26 protein-coding genes are annotated in these 25133 nt (G+C 65.1%); 13 read left to right on the top strand and 13 right to left on the bottom strand.

Annotated elements, in window-relative coordinates; genetic code table 11:
* Positions 1–6: 6 nt before the first annotated feature.
* Genes KJJ24_RS07740 through topA form a run of 5 tightly spaced genes read right to left on the bottom strand, consistent with a single transcriptional unit; the run spans position 7 to position 6007 of the window.
* Complete coding sequence (locus KJJ24_RS07740; protein WP_214337844.1) at positions 7–1098, bottom strand: hypothetical protein; 1092 nt, start codon at positions 1096–1098, stop codon at positions 7–9.
* A gap of 10 nt (positions 1099–1108) precedes the next feature.
* Entirely contained in the window at positions 1109–2239 is a 1131-nt protein-coding gene (gene cobT / locus KJJ24_RS07745) for a nicotinate mononucleotide-dependent phosphoribosyltransferase CobT (protein WP_214337846.1), read from the bottom strand.
* The gene (locus tag KJJ24_RS07750) at positions 2236–2874 is read right to left on the bottom strand and encodes a DUF2232 domain-containing protein (RefSeq protein WP_214337847.1); all 639 of its coding nucleotides are present in this window, start codon (positions 2872–2874) and stop codon (positions 2236–2238) included. Before KJJ24_RS07750 ends, cobT begins: the two co-directional genes overlap by 4 nt.
* A complete protein-coding gene (locus tag KJJ24_RS07755; protein ID WP_214337848.1) occupies positions 2871–3293 on the bottom strand; it encodes a hypothetical protein in 423 nt (140 codons plus the stop codon). Before KJJ24_RS07755 ends, KJJ24_RS07750 begins: the two co-directional genes overlap by 4 nt.
* Positions 3293–6007: a type I DNA topoisomerase gene (gene topA, locus KJJ24_RS07760; protein WP_214337849.1), complete on the bottom strand. Its 2715-nt coding sequence runs from the start codon at positions 6005–6007 to the stop codon at positions 3293–3295. Before topA ends, KJJ24_RS07755 begins: the two co-directional genes overlap by 1 nt.
* Positions 6008–6113: 106 nt before the next feature.
* Here topA and KJJ24_RS07765 point away from each other — a divergent pair, with 106 nt between their 5' ends.
* The 3 genes from KJJ24_RS07765 to KJJ24_RS07775 all read left to right on the top strand — a co-directional run bounded on the left by KJJ24_RS07765 (position 6114) and on the right by KJJ24_RS07775 (position 10354).
* Positions 6114–7673 (top strand): NAD(P)H-quinone oxidoreductase subunit N, encoded by a 1560-nt coding sequence (locus tag KJJ24_RS07765; protein WP_371811802.1) that lies wholly within the window; start codon positions 6114–6116, stop codon positions 7671–7673.
* Positions 7673–8383 (top strand): ABC transporter ATP-binding protein, encoded by a 711-nt coding sequence (locus KJJ24_RS07770; RefSeq protein ID WP_214337851.1) that lies wholly within the window; start codon positions 7673–7675, stop codon positions 8381–8383. Before KJJ24_RS07765 ends, KJJ24_RS07770 begins: the two co-directional genes overlap by 1 nt.
* 219 nt (positions 8384–8602) lie before the next feature.
* Positions 8603–10354, top strand: a complete 1752-nt coding sequence (locus KJJ24_RS07775; protein ID WP_214337852.1) for a glycosyl hydrolase family 8 — start codon at positions 8603–8605, stop codon at positions 10352–10354.
* 27 nt (positions 10355–10381) lie between these two features.
* Here KJJ24_RS07775 and KJJ24_RS07780 read toward each other — a convergent pair whose 3' ends face one another.
* The gene (locus KJJ24_RS07780) at positions 10382–11542 is read right to left on the bottom strand and encodes a M23 family metallopeptidase (RefSeq protein WP_250544523.1); all 1161 of its coding nucleotides are present in this window, start codon (positions 11540–11542) and stop codon (positions 10382–10384) included.
* A gap of 59 nt (positions 11543–11601) precedes the next feature.
* Here KJJ24_RS07780 and KJJ24_RS07785 point away from each other — a divergent pair, with 59 nt between their 5' ends.
* On the top strand, positions 11602–12237 hold the full coding sequence (locus tag KJJ24_RS07785; RefSeq protein WP_214337853.1) for a MarC family protein: 636 nt from the start codon (positions 11602–11604) through the stop codon (positions 12235–12237).
* A 17-nt stretch (positions 12238–12254) separates the two neighbouring features.
* On the opposite strand, the gene KJJ24_RS15080 is transcribed toward KJJ24_RS07785, so the two are convergent.
* The 4 genes from KJJ24_RS15080 to KJJ24_RS07805 are packed head-to-tail and all read right to left on the bottom strand — an operon-like array spanning position 12255 to position 15319.
* A complete protein-coding gene (locus tag KJJ24_RS15080; protein WP_305803593.1) occupies positions 12255–12980 on the bottom strand; it encodes a biotin--[acetyl-CoA-carboxylase] ligase in 726 nt (241 codons plus the stop codon).
* Between the two features lie 11 nt (positions 12981–12991).
* Positions 12992–14212: an aminotransferase class I/II-fold pyridoxal phosphate-dependent enzyme gene (locus tag KJJ24_RS07795; RefSeq protein WP_250544524.1), complete on the bottom strand. Its 1221-nt coding sequence runs from the start codon at positions 14210–14212 to the stop codon at positions 12992–12994.
* Positions 14199–14531 (bottom strand): thioredoxin, encoded by a 333-nt coding sequence (trxA, locus tag KJJ24_RS07800; protein WP_214337857.1) that lies wholly within the window; start codon positions 14529–14531, stop codon positions 14199–14201. The genes KJJ24_RS07795 and trxA overlap by 14 nt, the downstream gene beginning before the upstream one ends.
* Before the next feature lie 20 nt (positions 14532–14551).
* Positions 14552–15319, bottom strand: a complete 768-nt coding sequence (locus KJJ24_RS07805; RefSeq protein ID WP_214337859.1) for a PspA/IM30 family protein — start codon at positions 15317–15319, stop codon at positions 14552–14554.
* Between the two features lie 96 nt (positions 15320–15415).
* On the opposite strand from KJJ24_RS07805, the gene KJJ24_RS07810 reads away from it, so the two are divergent.
* Entirely contained in the window at positions 15416–16540 is a 1125-nt protein-coding gene (locus tag KJJ24_RS07810; protein WP_214337861.1) for a mechanosensitive ion channel family protein, read from the top strand.
* Positions 16540–17094, top strand: coding sequence for a DUF721 domain-containing protein (locus tag KJJ24_RS07815; protein ID WP_214337863.1), 555 nt, complete (start codon positions 16540–16542; stop codon positions 17092–17094). The genes KJJ24_RS07810 and KJJ24_RS07815 overlap by 1 nt, the downstream gene beginning before the upstream one ends.
* Here KJJ24_RS07815 and KJJ24_RS07820 read toward each other — a convergent pair.
* From KJJ24_RS07820 to KJJ24_RS07830, 3 genes are read right to left on the bottom strand one after another with little or no spacing between them, the layout of a single operon-like run.
* Positions 17088–18863, bottom strand: a complete 1776-nt coding sequence (locus KJJ24_RS07820; RefSeq protein ID WP_214337865.1) for a glycosyltransferase family 39 protein — start codon at positions 18861–18863, stop codon at positions 17088–17090. The two genes, KJJ24_RS07815 and KJJ24_RS07820, sit on opposite strands and share 7 nt — an antisense overlap.
* Before the next feature lie 33 nt (positions 18864–18896).
* Positions 18897–19973, bottom strand: a complete 1077-nt coding sequence (locus KJJ24_RS07825; RefSeq protein ID WP_214337867.1) for a glycosyltransferase family 4 protein — start codon at positions 19971–19973, stop codon at positions 18897–18899.
* A complete protein-coding gene (locus KJJ24_RS07830; protein WP_214343467.1) occupies positions 19970–20902 on the bottom strand; it encodes a DMT family transporter in 933 nt (310 codons plus the stop codon). The genes KJJ24_RS07825 and KJJ24_RS07830 overlap by 4 nt, the downstream gene beginning before the upstream one ends.
* Before the next feature lie 78 nt (positions 20903–20980).
* On the opposite strand from KJJ24_RS07830, the gene sppA reads away from it, so the two are divergent.
* The 7 genes from sppA (at position 20981) to yidC (ending at position 25133) form a co-directional block, all read left to right on the top strand.
* The gene (gene sppA, locus KJJ24_RS07835; RefSeq protein WP_214337869.1) at positions 20981–21793 is read left to right on the top strand and encodes a signal peptide peptidase SppA; all 813 of its coding nucleotides are present in this window, start codon (positions 20981–20983) and stop codon (positions 21791–21793) included.
* A complete protein-coding gene (gene aroH / locus KJJ24_RS07840; RefSeq protein ID WP_214337871.1) occupies positions 21790–22164 on the top strand; it encodes a chorismate mutase in 375 nt (124 codons plus the stop codon). Before sppA ends, aroH begins: the two co-directional genes overlap by 4 nt.
* Before the next feature lie 110 nt (positions 22165–22274).
* Complete coding sequence (locus KJJ24_RS07845) at positions 22275–22859, top strand: DUF2808 domain-containing protein (protein WP_214337873.1); 585 nt, start codon at positions 22275–22277, stop codon at positions 22857–22859.
* 58 nt (positions 22860–22917) lie between these two features.
* Positions 22918–23055 (top strand): 50S ribosomal protein L34, encoded by a 138-nt coding sequence (rpmH, locus tag KJJ24_RS07850; RefSeq protein ID WP_094588186.1) that lies wholly within the window; start codon positions 22918–22920, stop codon positions 23053–23055.
* A gap of 47 nt (positions 23056–23102) precedes the next feature.
* Positions 23103–23492: a ribonuclease P protein component gene (rnpA, locus tag KJJ24_RS07855; RefSeq protein ID WP_214337875.1), complete on the top strand. Its 390-nt coding sequence runs from the start codon at positions 23103–23105 to the stop codon at positions 23490–23492.
* The gene (locus KJJ24_RS07860; protein WP_214337877.1) at positions 23489–23941 is read left to right on the top strand and encodes a PH domain-containing protein; all 453 of its coding nucleotides are present in this window, start codon (positions 23489–23491) and stop codon (positions 23939–23941) included. The genes rnpA and KJJ24_RS07860 overlap by 4 nt, the downstream gene beginning before the upstream one ends.
* Before the next feature lie 55 nt (positions 23942–23996).
* Complete coding sequence (gene yidC / locus KJJ24_RS07865; RefSeq protein ID WP_214337879.1) at positions 23997–25133, top strand: membrane protein insertase YidC; 1137 nt, start codon at positions 23997–23999, stop codon at positions 25131–25133.

Raw genomic sequence — 25133 nt, forward strand, 5'->3', positions numbered from 1 at the left:
AGCGGATTAGCCAGCCATCGCCTGATCCCAGAGCTGCTGCTGGCGCTGCTGTTCCGCCGCCGAGAGCAGCGGCAAGCTGCTGCAGCGCGCCAGCACCGGCGCCGGCGGCAGCAGCAGGGGCCGCAGGCGCTCGGGCCAGCGGGCCAAGGCGGGCTGCAACTGCTCCGCCGGTAGGGGCGGCACCCAGCCGCCCGCCAGCAAACGATCCAACAGCGGCAGGCTGAGGCCATCGCGGATCCACTCCAGCGGCAGGGGCGCGGCCGCTTGTGGCTGGGCGCCACCGCCGGCAGGGCTCACCCGCAACAGCAGCTGCCACCACAGCGGTGCACCGGAGGCGGGCAGCACGGCCGCCAGGCGGGGATCGCGCTGCAGCAGCGGAATGGCCCGCTGGCTGGTCACCACCGCGGCATCGGCATCGCCAGCCTGCAAAAAGCTGAGGCCATGGCGCTCATCGAGGCTGAGCGCCTGAGCGTGCAGGCGCCGCAGCTGCTGGGGCAGGCGCGGATCATCCAGGGCGTTGGGGCTGGTGCTGGAGAGATCCAACTGGCGCAGCGCCAGATCAATCAGGATGCGAGGGCTGGCGGGCAGCACCAGCCGCTGCTTCAGGCTGGGATCGAGCAGCAACGACCAGCCTTCACGGCGGCGACGCAGCAGATCCGGGCGGTTGCGCAGCAGGATCACCCAGGTGCCGAAAGCCCAGGGGAACGCCAGCGCCGCTGCCGAAGCCGGTGCAAACAAGCGGCTCGGCGCTTGGGCGATGGGATCGAGCAGGGCCAGTAGGTCCGGTGTGTTGACAGGCAGAAGCCGATCGCGCTGCAATTGACCAACCCAGCCATCCCCAAGGCTGATCAGCGTTGGCTCTAGGGAAGGCTGATCCAGGGCCTGCAACAGAGCCTGGGGGGTATCGAGCAGTTGGGAGCGCCAGGCGGAGGGGAGGGCCTTTGCCCAGGCGGATGGCAGTGCGCCGCGCACGCTGAGCAACCGGCCGGCGACGCCGCCGCGGCGGCAGCCCGCAAGAGCGCCTGAGGCGAACACCGCTCCCCCCAGGCCAGCCAGTTGCAGCAGGTAACGGCGCGATAGCAACGGTGCTTGAGCCATGGGCTTGACCCTACGAGGCACCACCCGACGATCGATGCAGCAGCGCGCAGGCCTGATCACAGGCGCCGGCGAGAGCCTCAGGGCTGCGGCCACTCAGCTGCCAGAGCGCCGCCAGCCCCCCGGCCCCCACCCCTTCCTTCACAAAACCCTGTTCAAACGCCTGCAGCTGCGGCGAGTGGCAGCGGCCAAAGCGCAGCCCTGCTGCAAAGGCCAAGGGTTCGCAGTCCCAGCGGCGCTGCAGCAGCTGCAGAAGCGCCGCGAGATCGCTGCTGGGCTCGGCCGCCACCCAGGCGGTGGTGGCGATGGCTACGCGACTGGCCAGTAGGGGACGCTCCGCCACAGCGGTGAGCTCCAGGACCAGAGCCAACACCGCCGCCATCTGGCTGCCGCCCGCCAGCAGCACCGGCAAGCCCGCCAGGGCGGCAGCCTGCACCAGCCCGACCGCCAGCGGTTGCATCGGATCTCCCACGGCGGCCAGCACCGCCGCTGCGCTGGCCGGCTCCCGCAGCTGCGCGGCCGCCAGGCCGCAGCGCACCAGCTCAGCCTTAAGGGCATGGGCGGGCTCGCGCAGGCTGCCGCTCACCAAGCCAGCCACCTCAAGACCCAGGCCCTGCAGCACCGCCTGGGCGGTGCTGGTGCCACCCGGCACGCACTCAGCCAGCAGCAGCGGCTGCGCCCGCCGCGCCAGCTGCCGCCCCCAGCGCCGCCCCAGGGCTAGGAGCTTCTGCACCTGCGCCACAGGCATGGCCTGGCCCGTGCTCAGGCAACGAGCAGGCTGCAAGCCGAGCTGCAGATGGGGCACCGCCGGCGGCACCGCTGCGCCCGCATCCACCACCAGGGGCTGCAGGCCCAGCTGTTCCACCACCACGCGGGCGATCAGAGCCGGACTCACCCCGGCCGGCAGGGGCGGCAGGGCATGGGGCCGGGGCAGCGAAGGCCCGAGCAGCAACAGCTCCGCATCGGCAGCGGCGGTGAGGCGACGGCTCTCCGGCGTAGCACCGGCGGCCGAGATGCCAGGCACTGCGGCGGTTTCGGTGCCCGCCAAGAGCAGCAGCACGCGCGTGGCCTCCGCCGAAGCTGCGAGCTGGCTGCACCAGTGCTCGGCCTGGCGGGGGTCTCCGCTGAGGCGTTGGAGCGTCAAAGGGGATCGAGGGCCAGCAGGGGCCGCAGCAGCGGCGGTGGCGGGGTGATCGGGCTGCGCAGCCGCGGAAAGATCCACAGGGCCACCGCGTGCAGGGCCAACACGTAGATCAGGTTTTGCAGCAGCACCAGCCCCAGGGCCAACAGCTGCACCTGCAACAGATCCGGGCCGCCGCCCAGCTGCAACAGCCCGCTGAGCCGCTCGAGCAGCTGCGCCGCCGCCGTGGTGATCACCACCCAGAGGTTTTCACCCAGCAGCAACGAGAGCACCGCCACCCGCACCAGAAAACCAGCGGCGCCAATGAACACGCCCACCCCCCAGCTGAGCCACCAGCTGAAGCGGCGCCGCCAGCACCATCCCAACCAAAGGGCCAGAAAGCCATAGGGGAACAGCACCAGCGGGCCGCGGATCGGGCCCATCAAGGCCACCAGCAACATCGCCGTCACGGTGACGCCTTCCACGGCGCAGCGACCGTTATGACGCAACTGCAGCAACGCCAGGGGCAGGGGCAAGGCCAGCCGGAACAGCGCACCGCCCACGGGCAGGTAGTAGAGACCCACCCAGAGCAAGGCCGTGGCGGCAGCCAGATAGGCCGTGGCGGTGAGCTGATGGGCCTGGCGGCGGCTGAGGCTCATCGGGCGGGGGGCGCCGGGGTGCGCACAGGGGCCGCCGGTGCATCCGCGGCGGCGGGCACGCGCTCGATCGTTTCCACCTCAAAGGCCACGCCCGCCTGACGCAGGGCATCGGTCACGGCTTCAGCGGGGGAGGAAGGATCGGCCGCTGGCAACTTGATGGTGACGCGGTAGGGAGCCGGTGCACTCGGGGCCACCGGCGGGGCAGGTTTCTTGGCGGGTTCAGGAGCAGGCTCCGGCTTGGCCTCAGGGGCAGCAGCCGGTGGCTGAGCGGCAGGCTTGGCCGTGGTGGCAGCCGGCGCCTCCGGAGCAGCGGGCGGCTGGGAAAAGCTGCGCGACAGCTGATCGCCAAAGGGGGTGCCGCTGCAGCCGGCCAAGGCCGAGGCCAGCAGCAGTGAGGGAAGGGGCCGCAGCCGCTGCATCAGCTGTCGGCGGCGCGGATCACCCGCACGGCACTGGCCCGCAAGCGGCCCGTTTTGGTGGTGGCCGGGGCCTTCTTCGCAGCCGGTTTCTTGGCGGCTGGCTTCTTGGCCGCTGCGGTGCCTGCAGCCTTGCGGCCCTTGCCCTTGCCGGTGGCAGCCTTGGCCGCCAGCAGCTCCACCGCCTGCTCGAGGGTGATCGTGTCGGCGGTGGTGCCCTCCGGCAGGGAGGCATTCACCTTGCCCTGCTTCACGTAGAGGCCGTAGGGGCCATCAAACAGCTGGATCGCCTCATCGGCGCCCTCAGGCGTGCCGATGTCCTTGAGGGCGGTGCGGCCACCACGGCCGCGTTTGGGCTGCGCCAACAGCTCGATCGCCCGCGACAGGCCCACCATCAGCACATCGTCTTCGGCCTTGAGCGAGCGGTAGTCCTTCTCGCCTTTGCCCTTGTGGTGCACCACATAAGGGCCAAAGCGGCCTAGGCCGGCTTCGATCTTGCCGCCCTCGGGATGTTCGCCCAGGTGGCGCGGCAAGCGCAGCAAACCCAGAGCGTCTTCGAGGCTCAGCTCTTCCGGCTTGGTGCCCTTGGGCAGCGAAGCGCGCTTCGGTTTGGGGTTGTCGTCGCTGACCTGCCCTCGCTGCACGTAGGGGCCGTATTGGCCAAACAGCAGATACACCAGATCGCCGGTTTCCGGGTCTTCACCCAGGGATTCCGGACCATCGGCCTTTTGCTTGAGGATGAGCTCAGCTTTCTCGGCATCGAGATCGGCTGGGGTGATCTCGTTGGGCAGGGTGGCCTTGAGCAGTTCCTCGGTGCCGTCGTCGGCAACGCGTTTGGTTTCCAAGTAGGCACCGAAGCGTCCGATGCGCACCACACAGGGCAGGCCCTCGAGCGCAATGGTGCGCGACGCGGTTGGGTCGATGTCGCCCTCGCGCTGCTGCACCTGGGTTTCCAGCCCTGTGTCGCCCTTGAAAAAGCTCTCCAGGTAGGGCAGCCACTGCACCTGGCCGTGGGAGATCTCATCGAGGGTGTTCTCCATCCGAGCGGTGAAGCTCGTATCCACCAGATCGGGGAAGTGCTCCTCCAGCAGGGCCGTCACCGCAAACGCCGTAAAGCTGGGGGTGAGGGCGTTGTTCTGGAGGGTGGCGTAACCGCGATCCACGATCGTGCCGATGATCGAGGCGTAGGTGGAGGGGCGGCCGATGCCTTCCTTCTCCAGCATCTTCACCAAGGCCGCTTCGCTGTATCGCGCCGGCGGCTGGGTTTGGTGGCCAAGGGCCTCTACACCCTTGCAGGCCGGGCTATCGCCGGTTTTCAGCGATGGCAGCAGCACTTCCTGGCCCTCGAGAGCCGCATCGGGATCGTCGCTGCCCTCCACGTAGGCACGGAAGAAACCCGGGAAATCAATGCGCTTGCCGGTGGCACGGAATGCAGCCGTGCCCAAAGCGCCACCATCGGCCTCCAGATCCACGCTCAACATCGTGAGCTTGGCGTCGGCCATCTGCGAAGCCACCGTGCGCTTCCAGATCAGCTCATAGAGCGCCAGATCGCGGCCATCGAGGCCGGTGGCGGAAGGGTCGCGGAAGCTCTCGCCAGCCGGGCGGATGGCCTCGTGCGCCTCCTGTGCATTGCGGGCCTTGGTGGAGAACTGCCGTACTGAAGGGCTCAGATACTCCTTGCCGTATTTGTCGCCTACGCAGCTGCGGGCGGCGTTGATGGCCTGATCGCTGAGATGCACCGAATCGGTGCGCATGTAGGTGATGAAGCCGCGCTCGTAGAGCCCCTGGGCCGTGCGCATGGTTTCGCGGGCCGAGAGGCGCAGCTTGCGGTTGGCCTCCTGCTGCAGGGTGCTGGTGGTGAAGGGAGCTACCGGCTTGCGGGTGCTGGGCTTCTCCTCCACAGCCGCCACGCGCCAGGGAGCCGCCAGCACGGCCTCGCGCAGCTGGCGGGCCTCGCTTTCGGCGAGCAAGCGCACCTTGCTGCCGGCCTTGAGGGCACCGGTGGCCTCATCAAAATCAGACCCACCGGCAATGCGCTCGCCTTTGAGGTGGGTGAGCTTGGCCTCAAAAGCAGCGCTGCCCTGCTGGAGCTGAGCCTTGAGATCCCAGTAGCTACCGCTCTTGAAGGCACGCCGCGCCCGCTCGCGCTGCACCAGCAGCCGCACCGCCACCGATTGAACCCGCCCGGCGCTGAGGCCCCAGGCCACCTTCTTCCACAGCAGCGGCGAGAGGGTGTAGCCCACAAGGCGATCCAAGATCCGCCGCGTTTCCTGGGCGTGCACCAGCTCCATATCGAGCTCGCGGGTCTGATCGAGGGCCCGGCCGATCGCTTCTTTGGTGATCTCATGGAACACCATCCGCTTCACCGGCACCTTGGGGTTGAGCAGCTGCAGCAGGTGCCAGCTGATCGATTCCCCTTCCCGATCTTCGTCAGTGGCCAGGAGCAGCTGATCGGCACCCTTGAGGGCGTCTTTGAGTTCCTTCACCACCTTTTTCTTGTCCTTCGGCACCACGTAGAGCGGCTCGAAGTTGTTGGCGGTGTTCACGCCGAGGTTGGCCCACTTCTCGCCTTTGTGGGCGGCCGGAATCTCGCTGGCGTTGTTGGGCAGGTCACGCACGTGCCCCATCGAGGCTTCCACCTTGAAGTCCTTGGGAAGGAACCCGCGGATGGTGCGGGCCTTCGTGGGGCTCTCAACGATGACAAGGGTGTGCGCCACAGGCAGGCGGTAAACCGCTTCCCTCTTTATCGCACCGCCAGTCAAGCCCTGGGGCGCGGCTACAGTCGCGCCCAACGGGCACCTTGATCCAGCTGTGCACTTTCTTCTGGCCGAGGCCGGTTCAGCAGCAGCGCCTGCAGTGAGCGCGATCACCTCGCTGCAACTCAATGCCGGCGCTGTGGCACCCGAAGGCGCGGTGCTGCTGGCAATGCTGGCTTGCTTGCTGGTGGATTTGGCCGGCGAGAAAGCCGCCTCCCGCTGGGTGCCCGTGTTTTCTTACATCGGTCTGGGCAGTGCTCTAGGCCTGTTGGCGCTGCAGTGGAATGCATCGCCGCTTGAGCCGGCCTTCCTCGGTTCCTTCCTGGCCGACAACCTGGCCATCGCCTTCCGCGCCGTGGTGGCCGCTTCCACACTGCTGTCGCTGCTGATCAGCTGGCGCTACGTGGAGCAGGCCGGCACACCGGTGGGCGAATACGCCTCGATCCTTCTGGCGGCAACGCTCGGGGCCATGCTGCTTTGCGGCTCCACCGACCTGGTGAGCGTGTTCGTGTCGCTGGAAACCCTTTCCGTGGCGAGCTATCTGCTCTCCGGCTACATGAAGCGCGACGCGCGCAGTTCGGAAGCGGCGCTGAAATATTTGCTGGTGGGCTCAGCTGCGGCAGCTGTGTTTCTTTACGGCGCTTCACTGCTTTATGGCCTCACCGGCGGCAGCACCAGCCTTGAAGCGGTGGGAATCGCCCTACAAACCAGTGCATCGCCCGTGGCCGCACTGGCCCTGGTGTTCGTGCTTTCCACCGTGGCCTTCAAAATTGCCGCAGTGCCCTTCCACCAGTGGACCCCGGATGTGTACGAGGGCTCTCCCACTCCGGTGGTGGCCTTCCTCTCGGTGGGCTCAAAAGCGGCAGGATTTGCCCTGGCCCTGCGCATCCTGGTGGGTTGTTTTGAGCCGTTTGAAGCGCAGTGGAAGCTCCTCTTCACCGTGCTGGCGATCTTGAGCATGGTGCTGGGCAATGTGGTGGCCCTGGCCCAAACATCGATGAAGCGGATGCTGGCCTACAGCTCCATCGGCCAGGCGGGCTTCGTGATGATCGGCTTGGTGTGCGGCACCGAAGACGGCTACGCCGCCATGGTGCTCTATATGGCGGCCTACCTGTTCATGAACCTGGGGGCCTTCGCGTGCATCATCTTGTTCTCGCTACGCACCGGCAGCGACCGCATCAGTGATTACGCAGGCCTCTACCAAAAGGATCCGCTGATCACCCTTGGCCTGAGCCTCTGCCTGCTGTCGCTGGGCGGCATCCCACCGATGCTGGGCTTCTTCGGCAAAATTTATCTTTTCTTCGCAGGCTGGGCCGATGGCCAATACCTGCTGGTGGTGGTGGGTCTGCTCACCTCGGTGGTGTCGATCTACTACTACATCTCGGTGATCAAGATGATGGTGGTGAAGGAGCCGCAGGAAGCCTCTGAAGTGGTGAAGGCTTATCCAGAACTCAGCTGGAATGTGGCGGGTCTTCAGCCGCTGCGCGCCGCCCTGATCTCCTGCGTGGTGGTAACTGCGGTGGGCGGCATCCTCTCCAACCCCTTGTTCGGTTGGGCCAATGGTGCTGTCGCCGGCACGCCGATGCTGCAGAAAGCCCTGGCGGCCTCAGGGCTGCCGATCGGCTGATGAGCAGCAGCACGGCGCCGCTTGTGGCGGAGCTGGACCACATCCGCAAGGTGTACGGAAGCGGCGACACCGCGGTAGCCGCCCTGGATGATCTCTGCATGAACGTGCGCCGCGGCGAATATCTGGCGGTGATGGGCACGTCTGGCTCGGGCAAGAGCACGGCGATGAACATCATGGGCTGCCTGGATCGCCCCAGCAGCGGCAGCTACCGGCTCAATGGCACGGCTGTGGAACACCTCAGCGACGACCAACTGGCAGATCTGCGCAACCGCGAGCTCGGCTTCGTGTTTCAGCAATTCCACCTACTCCAAGAGCTCACGGCCTTGGACAATGTGATGCTGCCGATGGTTTATGCGGGAGTTCCAGCCGAGCGGCGGCGTGAACTGGGCATTGCCGCCCTGCAGCGGGTGGGCCTTGGTGAACGGCTCAACAACAAACCCAACCAACTCTCCGGCGGCCAGCAGCAACGGGTGGCCGTGGCCCGAGCGATTATCAACAACCCCAATCTGCTGCTCGCCGATGAACCCACCGGCGCCCTCGATTCCCGCACCACCAAAGAGGTGCTGGATCTGTTTGATGAGCTCCACCGCGAACAGGGGATGACGATCCTGCTGGTCACCCACGAACACGACGTAGCGGCCCGGGCCGAGCGCATCGTGCACTTTCACGATGGACGGCTAGTAGACAGCGGTGCCGGCTCGCAGGATTAGCTTGAAACAGAGAGCAGAGATAGCTAGATCAACTCGCCAAGACTGAATAGAAACAGCAACAAACTCTGCTCGCTGCATAGCCACCCACTCTCATTGCGCCTGGACCAATGAAGGGGTCACGTCACGCATACCAAATACCCTCCACAGAGGGTTGGCTCACACCAGAAAGCCAGCCAGATTGACAATGTTCTCACAAAACCCTGTTCCAGGGCGCGCACGATGAGCCATAGCAGCGAGCCCTTCAAGTACTCCGAGTACTACAACAGCTACAAGGCAGCCAAGTACTGGCGGGACGTCAAAGAGGTGAACGGATCCAGCGTGAGCTCAGGCACAGACCCTGGCCGAGCCGTTTGGAATACTTCTGGAACATATGGCGCGGGCGTGATCAGCGAGAGCATGGGATACGCCATGATGCTCGCGGCTCTTTATAACGACAAAACAACATTTGACCAGCTTTCAGCCACTGTCCAGACGACCATTAAGGGCAACGAAAAACCTCTAATGTCATGGTATCTCACAGAGGGAAATGACGGCAAATTCACTATTCGCGATACGAATTCAGCAGGCGACGGAGACATCAACATCGCCCTCGCCTATGTCTATGCAGACCAGGCAGCAAGCATTTACGGTTGGGGCAACTCAACCACAAACGACGAGCTTTATTACACCCTAGCCAAAAACTACGCCACTGCGATCCGGCAAAACGATTTTTCCACGAACGACAGCGAAGCCAACAACCACATACTCCAAGACGGCTTCAAACAAGCCGAAGCAGGCTTCGCTGGCAACAACTGGCACCCCGACTACTCCGACCCACGCGCCTATCAGCTATTTGAGCTCTATGACACAGAAGGTGCATCATTCTGGGAGAAAGCCCAGGACTACACAAAAGAAGCCTGGAAAGCAGTCTTCAACTTTGGCGCCAACGATACGGGGCGAAGCGAGAATCCCGCCACCGGAATGATTGACGCCTCAAAGTATTATGCCAATATTTCCAATCCAACCTACGGTGCGCTGAAAGCATCAGACCAATACTCGGACTTCACATTTAACAGATACGGAAGTGACTATAACTCCGATTCCCAGAGGCTGCCAATGCGCATACTGAATTACATCAACGCAGAAGAAAACATAGCAGATGTCGACATGATTAGTGTAGCCAACGCCAACCTAAAAGCACTCAACAAACACTTTGCAGACACCAACTATTGGTACATTCCCGACACACTTAAAATCGCCACGCCATACGATGGGGACGGAGACTTCACACAGAATTTTACCGCCGCAGGCCTTCTCGCTTATGCAGGGAATAGCCATCTGAGTGATCCTGCAGGGACCTCAACGACTGTCGCCAATCTCAACACAATGTTTGGAACGAATGGCATCAATGGAACATCCGTCTCACCATCGGGCGGCTGGGCAATCGGCAATGGCCTCCAAGGCGATGACGTTTTCAACGACGCCCTCACCCTGTGGGGCCTAACCGTTTACGAAGCCGGCAGCACAGATCTAGAGCGATCTGCCATGGGCGTGGACGCAGCATCAGCCGACCTATTGGGTCACATGAACAGGATCAACAGCTCTGATCCCATCACAGGCAACCTGATGCTTAGCGAGACCGGCAAAAAGGATACTTTCATCTTCAGCAAGAACTATTTGTCAGCCAATCGCGACGACACAGAGGCAACAGGCACAATTCGAATCGTCGACTTCAATCGAAAAGAAGACAGATTGGGATTCGACACCAACAAACTCAAGGGCGCCAAGTCAAAGATCAAGACCTTTGCCAACACTCGCAAGGCCAACAAGTTGATCAAGAATGATCGGCCATTCATCCTGGATCGGCGCACAGGCGAGCTCTACACAACCTTGAATAGCAGCAACGCAGACCGATTCAACGACCTCACACCCTTTGCCCAATTCGTAGAACCACAAACCAGACTGGGGAACATCCAAGCTGATCTGATCTGATCCGCTCACATGCAGGGCACAGCGACCTCAGCCCATCGCTGATGGCCGCTCCAAGCTCTGCAGCAGCTGCCCCATCAGCAATGCAATGGCATCTGTGCCCTTGAGGCCCTGGCCCGGATCAAAGTCGCCCGGATCGATCGCCACCCAGCCGCCAACCGCCGGCTCCCGCAGCTCGAAATGCAGATGAGGGCCCGTGCTTAATCCCGTGCTGCCCACCCGGCCGATCACCTCGCCCTGGCGCACTACGTCGCCGGCTTTCACATAAAGCTCAGAGAGGTGGCCGTAGAGGCTGCGGCGCAGCGGCCGTTGATGTTCCACCTCCACCGCCAGGCCATAGCCGCCCGCCAGGCCACTGCTCACCACCTTGCCGCTCAGGGCCGCCACCACCGGTGTGCCCTCCGGCGCCGCCAGATCTTCACCGGCATGCAGCCGCCAGGCCCCGAGCAGCGGATGCAACCGCCAACCGAAGCCACTGGTGTTCACCGCACTGCCGATGATTGGCAGCAGCAGGCTGCGGTTGCCATTGCCCAGCACCGGTGCGGGGCGGGGCGTGACCCGAAACACGCTGGCCAGGTTGAAACTGCCGCCATTGCCGGCGAGCAGCGCCGACACCGGGACGGTGAGCGGCGGCAGGGGCATGCCGTTGGCATCCATCCGCCCGCCCCAGGCGGTGTTGCCGTTGCTGCCGCTGCGGCGGCCCCAGCGCAGGGCAATGCCGCCGCGGCACTCCTTGGCCGAAAGCGCTCCGCCGCGGCAAGCCTGCTGAAACGCGCCCACGTCCAATGGCGCCAGCGCTCCGCCGCCGCCACGCACCAGATTGCGCTCATTGGGGGTCACCACCCCCTGGCGCACCAGCTCATCAAGGGATTGATCGAAGCGTTTCGGGGGAGTGGCTGCACCACTGAGCCGGGCCGGGTCGGGTCGCAACGGAACCACGGTGCGACCCGGGGGTGGCAGCAGAGGAGCCACCGGTGCTGTAGATGCCGCAGGTGCGCTCTCCTCGGGTTGAGACGCCTCCAGCTGCGCCCAGGCCAGACCGCCGCCCAACAGCGCCGGCAGCACGGCCAGGAGGCTCAGGGGTTGGAGGCGAGGCAACGCAGCCGCCGAACAAAGTCGTCCAAAGTGTAGAAAGCGCGCCGCCAGCTGGCCGGCGCTGCAGCGCATCCATCCATGAAGCAGGGATGACACGCCGCCGAGAGCTCAGCAAGCTCTGATCTGATGCCGTTATTCACCCTTCAGCGCAAGCCATGTCGTTGCTTCACACCGCAGTTGGGATCTTCACGATCGCTAACCCGATCGGGAACCTGCCGATCTACCTCTCCTTCACCGACGGCAACAAGCGCAAAGACAGAGCGATCGCCAGCAGCGCAGCCTTCACCTTTCTGATTGCGCTGCTGCTCGCAGACTGGCTGGGCAACGACCTGCTCAACTTCTTTGGCATCAGCCGCGCAGCATTCCAGGTGGCGGGCGGCTTGATTGTGGTGCTGATCGGCTTGTCGATGCTGCGATCCGAGCCATCGAAAGTGCATCACGATCCTGATTCTGTGGATCGCGACCAAAACTCATCGGTGAAAGGCATCGTGCCGCTTGGCATCCCCCTTCTGGCCGGCCCTGGCACGCTCACCCTGGTGATCGCCGATCCTCTAGCCGCCAGCTTGATGGGCAAGGTGGAGATCAGCCTGGTGATCCTGATCCTGAGCCTGGTGGTTTATGCAATTTTTGATGCGGGCGACATGCTCTCTTCGAAGATCAGCACATCAGCTCTGCAGGTGCTCACCAAAATCATGGGCCTGCTACTCACCGCGATAGCCATCCAAATGCTGTTCAGCGGCCTCTCCGCCGGCTTCCCCGTGCTGATGCAAGGGCAAACCGCAGCTGGCTGATCGATTCGCGCAGGCGATCAAAAACAGCGCTGCAGCACAGCTTCTGCCGTGCCGCGGCGCACGCGCAGGCCACCATCGGCTGCCAGGCCGGCCACGCTCCAGCGCTCGCCGTGGTGCTCGAGCCATTCCGGCCGCCACAGGCGCTGCTCCGCCTGGCGGCGGACAAGCTCAGCCTGGCCAGCTGCCGCCGCGGCCCACTCCAGGCCCCGCAGCACCAGCGCCGCCAGCCGCGCGGGCTGAGCCTGTGGATGGCCGCACAGCCCCAGGGCCTCGGCCAGGTTGATGGCACCGGCGGGTACACGGTTCACGCCATTGATGCCCACCCCCAGCTGGGCGTAGCGCACCTGGGGGCCCCGCCAACGCAGCCGCGGCAGGATGCCCGCCAGCTTGCGGCCCTCCAGCAGCAGATCATTGGGCCACTTGATCTGCGGCCGCAGACCCAACGGCTCCAGCTGCAGGGCAATCCCCAGCGCCGCCGCCAAAGACAGCGAGGCACACCCATCGGGTGCCGCGGGCCACGGCAGGGCCGCACTCAGCCACACCCCACCGGGCGGCGACAGCCACAGCCGCCCCTGCTGCCCATGGCCATAGCGCTGCTGCTGGGCCATCAAGGCCACAGGCGGCATCCAGCCGGCGCTCAACCCGCGCTCCAGCTCCCGCTCGGTGCTGCCGCACACCGGCAGCACCCGCAGCTGCCAAGGCAAGGGCTGATCCGCCGGCAGCTGCCGCAAGGCAGCGGCCACAGCCCCTGCCTTTAGAGCTGAGCCAGCCACGCCGCCATGCGCTGAGCGCCGGCTTCCAGCTGCTCGATGGGGTGCACGAGCGCCAGCCGCGCATAGCCCTCACCGCCAGCACCGAAGCCATTGCCGGGTGTGAGGCACACACCGGTGGCCTCCAGCAGCTGGGCGCAGAAGGATTCCGAATCCAGCCCGGCCGCACGGGCCTGCGGCGGCAGCTCCAGCCAGAGATAGAGAGCCATCGAAGGAATCCGCATCGGCCAGCCGGCTGCCTGCAGCAAGGCTGCAATGCGATCGCGCCGCTCGCGATAGATCGGCTTGATCCGCTCCGGCCAATCGGCCGCCTGTTCCAGCGCCGCAATGGCACCGGCCTGCAGCGCTGTGCTCTGGTTGAAATCCACCACCCCTTTGAGCTGGCGCAGGGCCGTGATCAAGGGCTCAGCACCGATGGCAAAGGCCAGGCGATAGCCGCCCATGCACCAGCCCTTGGAAAAGGAGAAAAATTCAATGCCGCACTGCCGCCACAGCGGTGTGCGCAGCAGCGCCGGCGCTTCGCCATCGAGCGCCAGATCCACATAGGGATTGTCGTGGGCGAACACCAGGCCATGGCGCACGGCCCGCTCAGCCGCTGCATCCACCCAGGCCTGCTGGCCGGTGGTGGCCGTGGGGTTGTGGGGGAACCCCAGCACCATCAGCTTGAGGGCCTCCCACTGGCTGGCGCTGAGCTGATCAAAATCCGGAGCGAAGCCAGCGGCTGGATCAAGCTTCAACACCTGTGGCGCAGCCGAGGCCAAGCGCAGCCCCCCAAGATGCGATGGGTAGTAGGGATCAAGCAGGAGCGCGGCATCCCCCGGATTGAGCACCGCCAGGGGCAGGTGGGCCGTGCCCTCTTGCGAGCCCACCAGCAACAGCACCTCCCGCTCAGGATCCACCGCCACCGCAAAACGGCGCTGAGCCCAAGCCGCCACAGCCTCGCGAAACGGCCGGGTGGCGCCATGCAGGCAGTAGGCCGCACTTTCAGGCCGGCCCAGCTGCTCGCGGATCGCCGCCATCGCCACATCCGGCGGCTGTAAGTCGGTGGATCCGAGCGAAAGATCCAGCAAGGGGGGCAGGCCGGCCTGAGCCGCATGCGCCCGGTAGGCCTGTTTGCGCTGATCGTTGCGCGCGAACACACCGCTGCCGAGCCCGCGAACCCGATCCGAGAGGTGCAGGGCCGGCAACGGCTCAGAGATGGGCATCCAGGAAAGCCTTGAGCTGGGGCTGGGCCATGGCTCCTTCATGGCGGGCCACTTCCTGGCCGTTGTTGAAGATCACCAGCGTGGGGAGCCCCTGAATGCCCATCTGATCGCGGGCCGTGGGATTGGGGTCTGCTTCAAGCTTGCCCACCACCAAACGGTCTGCATACTCACCAGCGGCCCAATCCATCATCGGCGCCATCAGGCGGCATGGGCCACACCACTCCGCCCAAACATCCACAAGCACCGGCGTTTGTGCATCCAGCACCTCGGCCTGGAAGTTGGCATCGGTGAGGTGCAGAACAGACACAACAGCAGGCACAGCTGCGGCGATTGTATGGATCAGAGCTTGTCGATCGAGCGCTTCAGCTCCTCAAGCTCAGCATCCACCTCTTCCACCTTCACCGGCTGAACGGCCTCTCCTGCGGCAGGCAGGGCTGCGGAAGGGGCGCTGCCAGAGAGTTTGCCCTTCAGGGCGGCCAGCTCATCGTCCACCTCCGGAGCACCTTCAAGGGCCGCGAACTGGCTTTCGAGATCTGCACCTGCCAGCTCCGCGGCGGCCTGGCTGCGGGCCTCGAGGCTCTGCACCTTCTCTTCCATACGCTCGAAAGCCGCCATCGAGCTGTTGGTGCCGAGATTGCCCACGGCGCTTTGCAGCTGCTCCTGGGCCTGGGCCGCCTGGGCCCGCGCCTTGAGCATGTCTTTTTTGGTTTTGGCCTCGGCGATCTTGCTTTCCAGCTTCACCAGGCTCTGCTTGAGCTGCTCCACCTGGCTGGCCTGGCTCTGCAGCTGGGTGTTGAGCGCGGTGGCTGTGTCTTGGCAGGTTTTGCGGCGGCCAAGGGCCTCGCGGGCCAGATCCTCCTCTCCTTTCTTGAGCGCCAGCTCTGCCCGCTCATACCAAGTTTTGGCCTGGGCTTCAGCCTGCTCAGCCTGGTTTTGGATGCGCTTCTGGCTAGCGATCGCCGTGGCCACTGCCTGGCGCAGCTTCACCAGATCGGCCTGCATATCCGCAACCGACTGATCGAGGATTTTGGCCGGATCCTCCATGGCCCCCACCACCGCATTGGCGTTGGAACGCACCAAACGGCTGAGGCGATCAAAGAAGCCCATGGATGTGCAGCGGTTTCAGAAGCCGTGGCGACAGGCTATCGAAAGCGGCCACGTGAAAACTCCACCCTTACGGTGGACGTTGCTCCCCGATAGCTGATGTCAAGTGCGCGCCAGCGGCTTCTGACCGACGTTGATTTCTTCCAAAGCAACGAAGGACTGCTGGTGGGAACAGGGCTGCTGCTGGCCCTTTGGCTGCTGCTCACGCTGATCGAGCGCCATGGACGACGCGTGCGGCCGCTGGTGCCGCGCCTGGCCACCACGCTCAAGCGTCCGCTGATCACCGGCCTGAGCGCAGCGCTGTATTTGGGTTGGCTTGCCCATGCGCTCAGCGGGGCGGCGCCAGCCCTGATGCCACTCAAGGGCTTGGAAACGTCCACAGCTCTCACCCTGATCGCCCTCGGCTGGGCCTCGATCAATGTGGGGCAGATGCTGCTGCGCACCGATCACGTGCAGCGCTGGCTGGGGGTGGAGGATCCGCGCGACCGCGCCATGATCACCAGCCTTCTCGATCGGCTGCTCTCGATCGGCGTGGTGGTGATCACCTTGGCGGCATTGATGGTCACCTTCGGCGTGTCCACCACGGCTGTGGCCACGATGCTGGGCGGGGCCGGCATCGGCATCGGCTTCGGCACCCAGCAGGTATCGCAGAACTTTCTCTCGGGCTTGATGCTGTATTTCACGCGCCCCTTTTCCGTGGGCGATTGGATTCAGCTCCCGATCTGGGCGGGCGTGGAAACCTCCACGCTGCAGGGCACTGTGGAGCGCATCGGCTGGTATCACACACGCATCGTGACTCTCGATCGCCGGCCACTCTCGATCCCCAATTCGGTGTTCGCCACCACTCCGATCGAAAACCCGGGGCGGATGTACAACCGCCAGATCAAAGCCAGCATCAGCCTGCGCTACGAAGATTTACCGCGCATCGAAGCGATCGCAGCGGCGGTGAATGAGCTTCTGCACAACCACCCCGACATCGATACCCAACAGATGGTGCTGGTGAGCTTCAACGAATGGGCCAACTCATCAATCAATCTGCTCGTGTATTGCTTCACCCGCACAACCGTGTGGAGCGAGTATCTGGCGGTGCAGCAGAAGATCTTCCTTGAGATCGCCAAAATCGTGCAGGAGGCCGGCGGTGATTTCGCCTTCAACTGCACCACCCTCTATCCGGCGCCGGATCTGAGCAGCAACCACCCGATCCGCTCCCTCACTGCAGGCTGATGCAACAGCGCAAAGCGGGTGATGTGTCTTATTTGGTGCCCTCGCCGCCAGCACCGGCCACGGGCCTGAAGGCATGCCTCAACCAGCTGCAGCAGCACTGGCGCCGCGAGGAAAACCTGGCCGCCCTCTGGCAGGCCTGGCCGCACATCGCTGGTCCGCAGCTCGCCCCCCACTGCCAGCCGCTGCGGCTCCAGGGTGGGCGCTTGGTGGTGGGAGCCCGCCATGCCCAGTGGCTGCAGGCTCTCCGCTACAACAAGCACCGCTTGTTGGGAGCCCTGCGCGGAGCCGGTTTCTCAGTCAAAGATCTGGTGCTGCAACAGCATCAGCCCGGTGCTTTGCCAGCCTTCGGCAGCGAAGAGGAGGCTCAGGTGTGGGCGCAGCACCCCAGCCGGGTGGATGTGTTCGGCATGGCCGGCTGCCCCAGCTGCGGGAGGCCGGCGCCTGCCGGTGAACTGCAGCGCTGGAGCCGCTGCAGCTTCTGCCAGCGCGAACGGATGGACAACGGCGTCGCGCTTGGATCGCCGAGCGACGCCACCACCCCCGCCGTTCAGTAGCGCTCGGGCCGCGGCAGCTGCCAATCGGGAGCGGGCAGCCCTTGCTCCCTCAGCCCAAGCGCCCAGCGATCCAGGGCCTGGCGGGGCACACGCCAGAGCGAGAACAGCCCCTCTTTGGCCAGGTGCTGGTGAGGCAGCCCTTGCCAGTGGGGCAGCTGAGCGGTGCGTTGATCGATCACCACCAGCACGCTGGCATCGGCCGTGGGCGGTGTGGGCCTCTGCTGGCGGCGCTGCTCGCGCAGCAGCCGGTCATTGAGGTTGAGCGGCCCATTGGGCTGCACCCCCTCGTAGATCACCACTTGATCGGTGTAGAAGTGCAGCGAGGGCTTGAGGATGCCCACCATCGCCAGCGGTTCACCGGCCCGGCGCGCAGCCACGGCCGCCGCGGCGATACGCCGAAGCGGCTGCTGGCGCACCCGATCCCCCAGCCCCACGAGCGGCTGCAGCGCCGCCACCACAAACGTGGCCATCGCCAGCTGTTGAGCCAGCAGCCAGCCGCGCTGCGCGCGCAGCAACACAGCCGCCACCAGGGCCACCCCGAAACACACGGCGGCCCGCATCAGCAGGCCGCTGGCCAGCAGCTCCGCCGGCAGGGTGGGCAGCTCAGGCTCGTTGATCAACGGCACCCAGCGATCCGCAGCCGCCAGGCCCACCGCCAGCACCGCTTGCAGGACCACAGTGCTACCCAGCAGCCAGCGGCCAGGGCGCTGCTGGGCCGCCAGGGCGATCAACACACCAGCAGCTGGTGTGGCCGGAATCCAGTAGCTGGGCAGCTTGGTGGCAGCCAGGGTGAAAAACAACAGCACCGCCAGCAACCAACAGGCTGCATAGCGCTGCAGCGACAGCTCAGCGGGCTGAGGAGCCAGGCCCGTGCGCGCGGCGGTGCTCAGGCCGGCCAGCAGCAGCGGCGTGAAGGGCAACGCCCCCACTAGCAGCACCGGCAAGAAAAACCACCAGGGCTGCAGGTGGTTGTTCACCACCCCGGTGAAACGCTGCAGGTTGTGATAGCCGAAGAAACTCTCGATAAAGGGGCGCCCTTCCACCAGGGCCGCCAGGCCATACCAGGGCAGGGCCACAACAGCCGTGATCCCCAGCCCTGGCCAGGGCCGCAGCCGCCGCGCCAAACCGGTCAGATCCCTTTGCCAGAAACCGAAGCCCATCAGGGTGATCCCGGCCAACACCACAGCCACCGGGCCCTTAGCCAGCACCGCCAGGCCCAGAAGCACCCAGGCCAACCAGCAACGGCCAGCACCGGCGTAGCAACGCCAAAACAGCAGCAACACCACCCCCAGCAAGCCCGTGAGGAGCGCATCGCTCACCGCCACGCGGCTCCAGATCAGCACCAGCGGAGAGAGTGCGAAAGCCAGAGCCGCGGTGATCGCGGTGATCACGGCCTGGGAGGCCGATGGCGAACGACCACTGGCCAGCGGCTGGGGCCACCGCAACAGCGTGGATGCGAGCACCAGCATCAGCGCCACCGTGCTGAGGGCCGAGGGCAGCCGCGCCGCCCAGGTGCCGAGGGGATCCCATTGCGGCTGGCCAGGCAGGGCATAGGCAAGCCCCATCAGCCAATACACCAGCGGCGGTTTGTCGTAACGGGGCAGGCCGTTCACCCGGGGGATCAGCCAATCGCCGGTGTGTGCCATCGCCCTGGCCGAGGCGGCAAAGAGGGGCGGGGTTTCATCCACCAACCCCGTGCTGCCCAGGCCCCACACAAAGATCGCCAGCCCGCAGAGCAGCACCAACGGCAACACGAACCTGCGGGGCACCAGGGCGAGCTGCGTCAAGCCCGACCTTATCGCTTACGGCTGAAGCGCCCCTTCTAGCCAAGCTTCGATGCGCTGCGCCAGCACCGCCCGCGATGCGTGCTGCGCCACCCACTGGCGGCAGGCGGAGCGATCGAGGCGCTCCACTTGCCCTACCGCCTGCGCCAGTGCCGCTACATCGTCAGCCTCCACCAACCAGCCGTTCAGCCCCGGCTGCACCAGTTCACCCGGCCCCCCGCGGCTGTACGCCAACACCGGCACGCCGCAGGCCATGGCCTCCACCACCACATTTCCGTAGGCCTCATTCCATTTGGGCGTGTTGAGCAAGGCCAGGCAACGGCCCAGCTCCTCCTGCAGCTGGGCCGTGGGCAAAAACCCCCGCCACTGCAGCGTGCCCGGCGGCACCGAGGCCTCCACAGCCTCCCCATACGCCTGATCTTCGAGCAGACCCCACACGGCCAAGGGCAGGCCAACCCGCGCGGCCGCAGCCGCGGCATCTTCGAGCCCTTTCTCCGGCGCCACACGGCCCACCCAACCCAGCAGCGGCTCAGGCTGCGCGCAGAACTGATAGGCGCTCAGATCAAAACCATTGCCCACCAACACCGGCGGCTGCGGCAAAGCGAAATCTGCCGCCTGGGAGGCGGTGTGAAAGGCCAGATGCCGCTGATCCCAGGCCGCCACCTCCGCGATCACCGCATCCATGGCAGCGGTCACCGAACCCATGCTCACCAGATGCAGGATCGGCAGCGGTGCCGTGGGGGTGAGCCAGAAAGGTAACCAGTCGTAACTGAGATTGAGCACCGCATCGAACCCCGCCGCAGGCGCCTCCGCCAGCACCCGGCGCCAGAAGCGGGCCAGTAGGCCATCAGCCTGCATGGTGATCAGGGCTTCACGGCCCTGGTGCTGCACGCTGAGCTGGGGCTCACCAGGGCACGTCCAGAGCTGAGCGGCGGTGCAATCGGCCGGCAGCACTGAGCCCTCTGCCGCCAGCACCGTGATCCGATGCCCCCGCTGCAGCAAGCCCGCCACCAGCCCCGCCAGGGTGAGCTCCACACCACCGCCACGGCCGCTGCCCAAAGGTCCCAGCGGGGTGGACACCACCAGCAGGTTCACGGCATCACCTCAGCAGCTGCGGCTGGATGCCAAATCAGCGCGCGGCGGTTGATCAGCACCACGCTCACCAAGGCGAAGGCGGCACCAAGCCATTGCAGGGGTTGGAGCTGCTCCCCTAGCAGCAGCACCCCACACAACAAGGCAAACACTGGCGTGAGAAACGTGAGCGCAGTGAAGCTGGTGAGATCGCCGTGATTGGCGAACCAGAAAAACAACCCGTAGGCCAGGGCGCTGCCCAACAAGGCGGCAAAGGCCATCAAGCCCCACTGCCCCAGGCTCCAGGTTGGCCAGAACGGCGGCGCTTCCGCACGGAAGGCGGGCAACAGCGCTGATCCGGCCAGCAATGGCACACCACCCAGCAGCATGTGCCAGCCCGTAACCGCCACCGGATCGCTATGGCGGCAGGCGTAACGGCTGATCACCGTGCCCAGGGCCATCGCCAGCGCGGCGGCCAACATCCACAGCTCGCCATGGCTCCAGGCCTGAACATCCAGCGCTTCGGGCCCCATCAGCCACCAGTGCTGCAGCAAGGGAGCTGGTAGGCCGAGGCACAGGATCCCGAGCAAACCAATCAACAGCCCCAGCCAGCCCACAGGGTTGATCGCCTCTCCGAAGAGGCTGCGAGCCAGCAGTGCCACCAGCAACGGCTGGGAATCGATCAACACCGACCCCAAGCCAGCGCCAGTGCTCACCAAACCACGGGCCAGCAGGCCCTGAAAGGCCGTGGCATCCACCAGGGCAAACACCACCAACCAGCCCCAATCGCGCCGATCGACACCACTGCGGCCGCGCCAAAGCTGAGCGGCTGCCAGCAACACCAAACCAGCCGGCAGCAGCCGCATCCAAGCCAGGGTCAACGGCCCCGCCCCTGCCAGCAGCGGCTTCATCGCCGCCATAGCGGTGCCCCAGAGGGCAAACGGCAAGAGCATCAGAAGCCAGCGCACCTTCACCAGCACCTGCTGCCCACGGGTCTCCTTTTTAAGATCCAGCCACTACACATCGCCGCGATGGTCTGGCCCTGGCGCCGCAAATCCCGCCGCAAACTGGCGCGTATCGCCATCGAAGGGGCGATTGCATCCAGCACCCGCGAACGGGTGGTTAAGGCTTTGCGAGAGGTGGAGCGACGGGAGTTCCCGGCCCTGCTGCTGCGCATCGACAGCCCCGGCGGCACCGTGGGCGACAGCCAGGAGATCCATGCGGCGATCCAGCGGCTGCGGCAAAAGGGCTGCCGGGTGGTGGCCAGCTTCGGCAACATCTCAGCCTCCGGCGGGGTGTATGTAGGTGTGGCGGCCGAAAAGATCGTGGCCAATGCCGGCACGATCACCGGCTCCATTGGCGTGATCCTGCGGGGCAACAATCTCTCCCGCCTGCTGGAGCGCATCGGCATCCAGTTCGAAACGGTGAAGAGCGGCCTCTACAAAGACATCCTCTCGCCGGATCGCGCGCTCACCGGTGCAGAACGGCAGCTACTGCAGGAGCTGATCGATTCCAGCTACGGCCAGTTCGTGGCCGCTGTGGCGGAGGGGCGTGGCTTGGAGGAGCAGGCCGTACGCCTCTTCGCCGACGGTCGCGTATTCAGCGGCGCTCAGGCGCTCCAGCACGGCCTGGTGGATCAATTGGGCGATGAAGAGTGCGCCAGGCGCCTGGCCTGTGAGCTAGCGGAGCTCGATGTGGAGAAAACTCGGCCGATCAGCTTCGGGCAGCCCACCAAACGCTTCTCGGGTCTGATCCCCGGCCGCAACCTCTTCGCGCGCCTCAGCGACGCCCTCCATCTGGAATTGGCCTGGAACGGCCAACCGCTGTGGTTGCATCGCCCATGAGCAGCACCAGAGAGCTCCGCGCCCTGCGCGGAGCCACAACCGCCAACGCCAACTCCCGCGAGGCGATCAACGAAGCGGTGGCCGAGCTGCTCGATGCCCTGGTGGAGCGCAACGATCTCGAAGGCAGCCAGCTGCTATCGGTCACCTTCTCGGTGACCGCTGATCTCGATGCGGTGTTCCCCGCCGCCATCGCCCGGCACCGGCAGGGCTGGGATGCTGTAGCGCTGCTCGATTGCCAGCAGATGGCGGTGGCCGGTGATCTGCCCCGTTGCATCCGCCTGTTGGCCCATGCCTGGCTAGCGAGCGAGCGACCCGTGCGCCATGCCTATCTGCGCGATGCAGCCCGGCTGCGGCCGGATCTGGCCGACTGAGTTGCATCTGGTCATCACTTCCAACCCCAGCGCCGGCACCCTGCTCCACCCCTCAGCCAGGCCCAGCTGCCAAGAATGGTGCTCAATCGTTCCTTGGCCAGATCGCACTTATGGCAGGTTTTCGCACCACCGCCGCCGGCACGGCCGTAGCAGCAGCCCTCGGGCTTGCCGGCGCCGCCGCGGCCCTTGCCCCGATGCTGCCCGCCAACAGCCAGGGCACCCCAGGGCTTGTGGAATTCCGCTGGGACAGCAGCAAGGATTACCGCAAGCTCTACTTCTTCATGACCGATACCCAGCGCCTCAAGCGCTCGGAGTATTACCTCATTCTCAAGCCCAAAGACCGCAAAACAGCGATCCTCAAGCTCACCGTGGGCATCCCAAAAACGTTCGACGTCAAGATCAATCCCAAGTACGTCAAGCTCTGCTACATGAAGGAGGGCGGCATGTTGGCCCGCACCCGTTGTGAAGCGGATATTCCAGCCACGATTGAAATAGCCGATGACGGCAGCGCGATCGAAATCTTCCCGGACACCCCAGTGCCCGTGGGCAAAACCATCGGTGTGTACATCAACCTGTTCAACCCCTTCAACGCGGGTATGTATCAGTTCAATGCCCTGGCCCAGGCCCCGGGTGATGTGCCGGTGTCGGGCTACCTCGGCAGCTGGCTGATCCAGATCGATCCCCCCAGCAACTGAGCTGAGGCGGGCTGGTAGGTTGGGCGATCGACGTTGAAGGCGAAGCCGAGCCGGAGCCATGACCAAGCGCACCCTTGAAGGAACCAGCCGTAAGCGCAAGCGTGTTTCCGGTTTCCGCGTTCGCATGCGCAGCCACACCGGCCGCCGCGTGATCCGCACCCGCCGCAAGCGTGGCCGCGCTCGCTTGGCTGTCTGACTGACAGACCAGCACCGCACCACGCCGCCCCCGCACCTCTGTTTCCGATGGTTCTGTCTCGGGAACACAGGCTGCGGGGGCGGTTTGTGTTTGATCGCTTGTACCAGAAGGGGCAGCGCCATCACGGTCAGCTGATGGTGTTGCGCTGCATGACGGGTCAGCCCGAGCTGCTCAAAGCCGATCCACGCGACCACAACCCCACCAGCTGCCGAATGGCGGTGGTGGTGAGCAGCAAAGTGAGCAAGCGCTCCGTGCGCCGCAATCAGCTGCGGCGTTTACTGCATGGCCATCTCAGCGCCATGATTGAGGCTCTGCCGGATCAGGCCACGGGCCGCTGGCTGCTGATCTCGCTCAAACCCGGCAGCGCCGACGCCACTGACCAGGCTCTGCTGGGAGAATGTTCAAACCTCCTCACCAAGGCAGGACTACGCCCATGAGCGGTGCACCGCAAAAGCCTCCGGTGGCCCCCGGAGCCAGCATCAATGAAGACGTGTTCTACGCCGGAGGTCCGGCGAAGGGCGATCTGATCACCAACCTGCTGTTCGGCCTCACCCTGATTGGCATTCCCTTTGCGGTGGGCGCGATTGTGCGGGGCCTATGGCTGCGCTTCCGCATCACCAGTCGGCGCGTGGAAGTGAGCGGTGGCTGGCTGGGCCGCGACCGCAGCCAGGTGGTGTACAGCCAGATTCGCGAAGTGCGCTCAGTCGCCCGCGGTCTGGGCTTCTGGGGCGACATGGTGCTGGTGCTCAACGACGGCACGAAGCTCGAGATGCGAGCCGTGCCCCGCTACAAAGAGGCTGAGGCCTACATCGAAGAGCGCATCGCTGCCAGCCCTGCTGCCAAGGCCAGCACCAAAACCGGCTTCAGCAAGAACGCGGCGGCCTGAGCCACCCGCCTGACACACTGGCTCCACTTCCCACTCCCCCGGACCTGCACACGCCGTGATCGGCTACATCTCCGACAACCTGCTGCTGCCGATCCTCGATTTCTTCTACGGATTGGTGCCGAGCTACGGCCTGGCGATCATCGCCCTCACCGTGGTGATCCGCCTGGCGCTATTCCCCTTGAGTGCCGGCTCGATCCGCAGCGCCCGCCGCATGCGCATCGCCCAGCCGGTGATGCAGAAACGCCAGGCTGAGATCAAGGCCAAATACGCCAACAACCCCCAGAAGCAGCAAGAGGAGCTGGGATCGCTGATGAAGGAGTTCGGCAGCCCTCTATCGGGTTGCCTGCCTCTGTTGGTGCAGATGCCGATCCTGTTCGCGCTGTTCGCCACCCTGCGCGGATCACCGTTTGCCGATGTGCCCTACACCCTCAATCTGAAGGTGCTGCCGGCAGATCAGATCGCGGCGGTTGAACCCAAGCCCTTCAACAGCCCCAGCCACTCGATCTTCGTGACGGCCACCGATCACGTTCCCGTGATCGCCAGCCTGGAGAAGGGCACCAAGCTGGGTGTGGGCGACACCGAAACCGTGAGCCTGCACACCAAAGACGGTGCCAGCTTTGCCTCGGTGCTGAGCGGTGTGGATGGCGGCGGCGCCTTCACCCCCACCTGGAGCGTCACCAAAGGTGAGGGCCTGGTGAGCGTGGATCAGAGCGGCAGCATCCATGCCATCGCCCCTGGCGATGTGACGGTTGAGGCCAAGATCCCCGGCCTGGCCGCCCGCAGCGGCTTCCTATTCATCCAAGCTCTGGGTCAGGTGGGTTTCTACACCGATGGGGCCGTCAACTGGGATATCGCCATCCTGGTGGCCGCGTTCGGCGCCAGCCTGTTCGTGAGCCAGATCCTTTCGGGCATGGGCATGCCCGCCAACCCGCAGCAGGCCACAGCCAACAAGATCACGCCCGTGATGATCACTGGCATGTTCCTGTTCTTCCCTCTGCCGGCGGGTGTGCTGCTCTACATGGTGGTGGCCAACATTTTCCAAGCCGCGCAAACGTTCCTGCTCACCCGCGAAGCGCTGCCCGACAACCTGCAAGCGATCCTCGATCAGCAGCGGGCCGCCGAAGCGAAAACGGTCACGGCAACCGTGACCGGCAGCGAGCGGATGCCGTTTGAGCCCAAGGGCAAGAAGTGA

Origin of the sequence: Synechococcus sp. LA31 (assembly GCF_018502385.1) — a bacterium.
Lineage (GTDB): Bacteria > Cyanobacteriota > Cyanobacteriia > PCC-6307 > Cyanobiaceae > Vulcanococcus.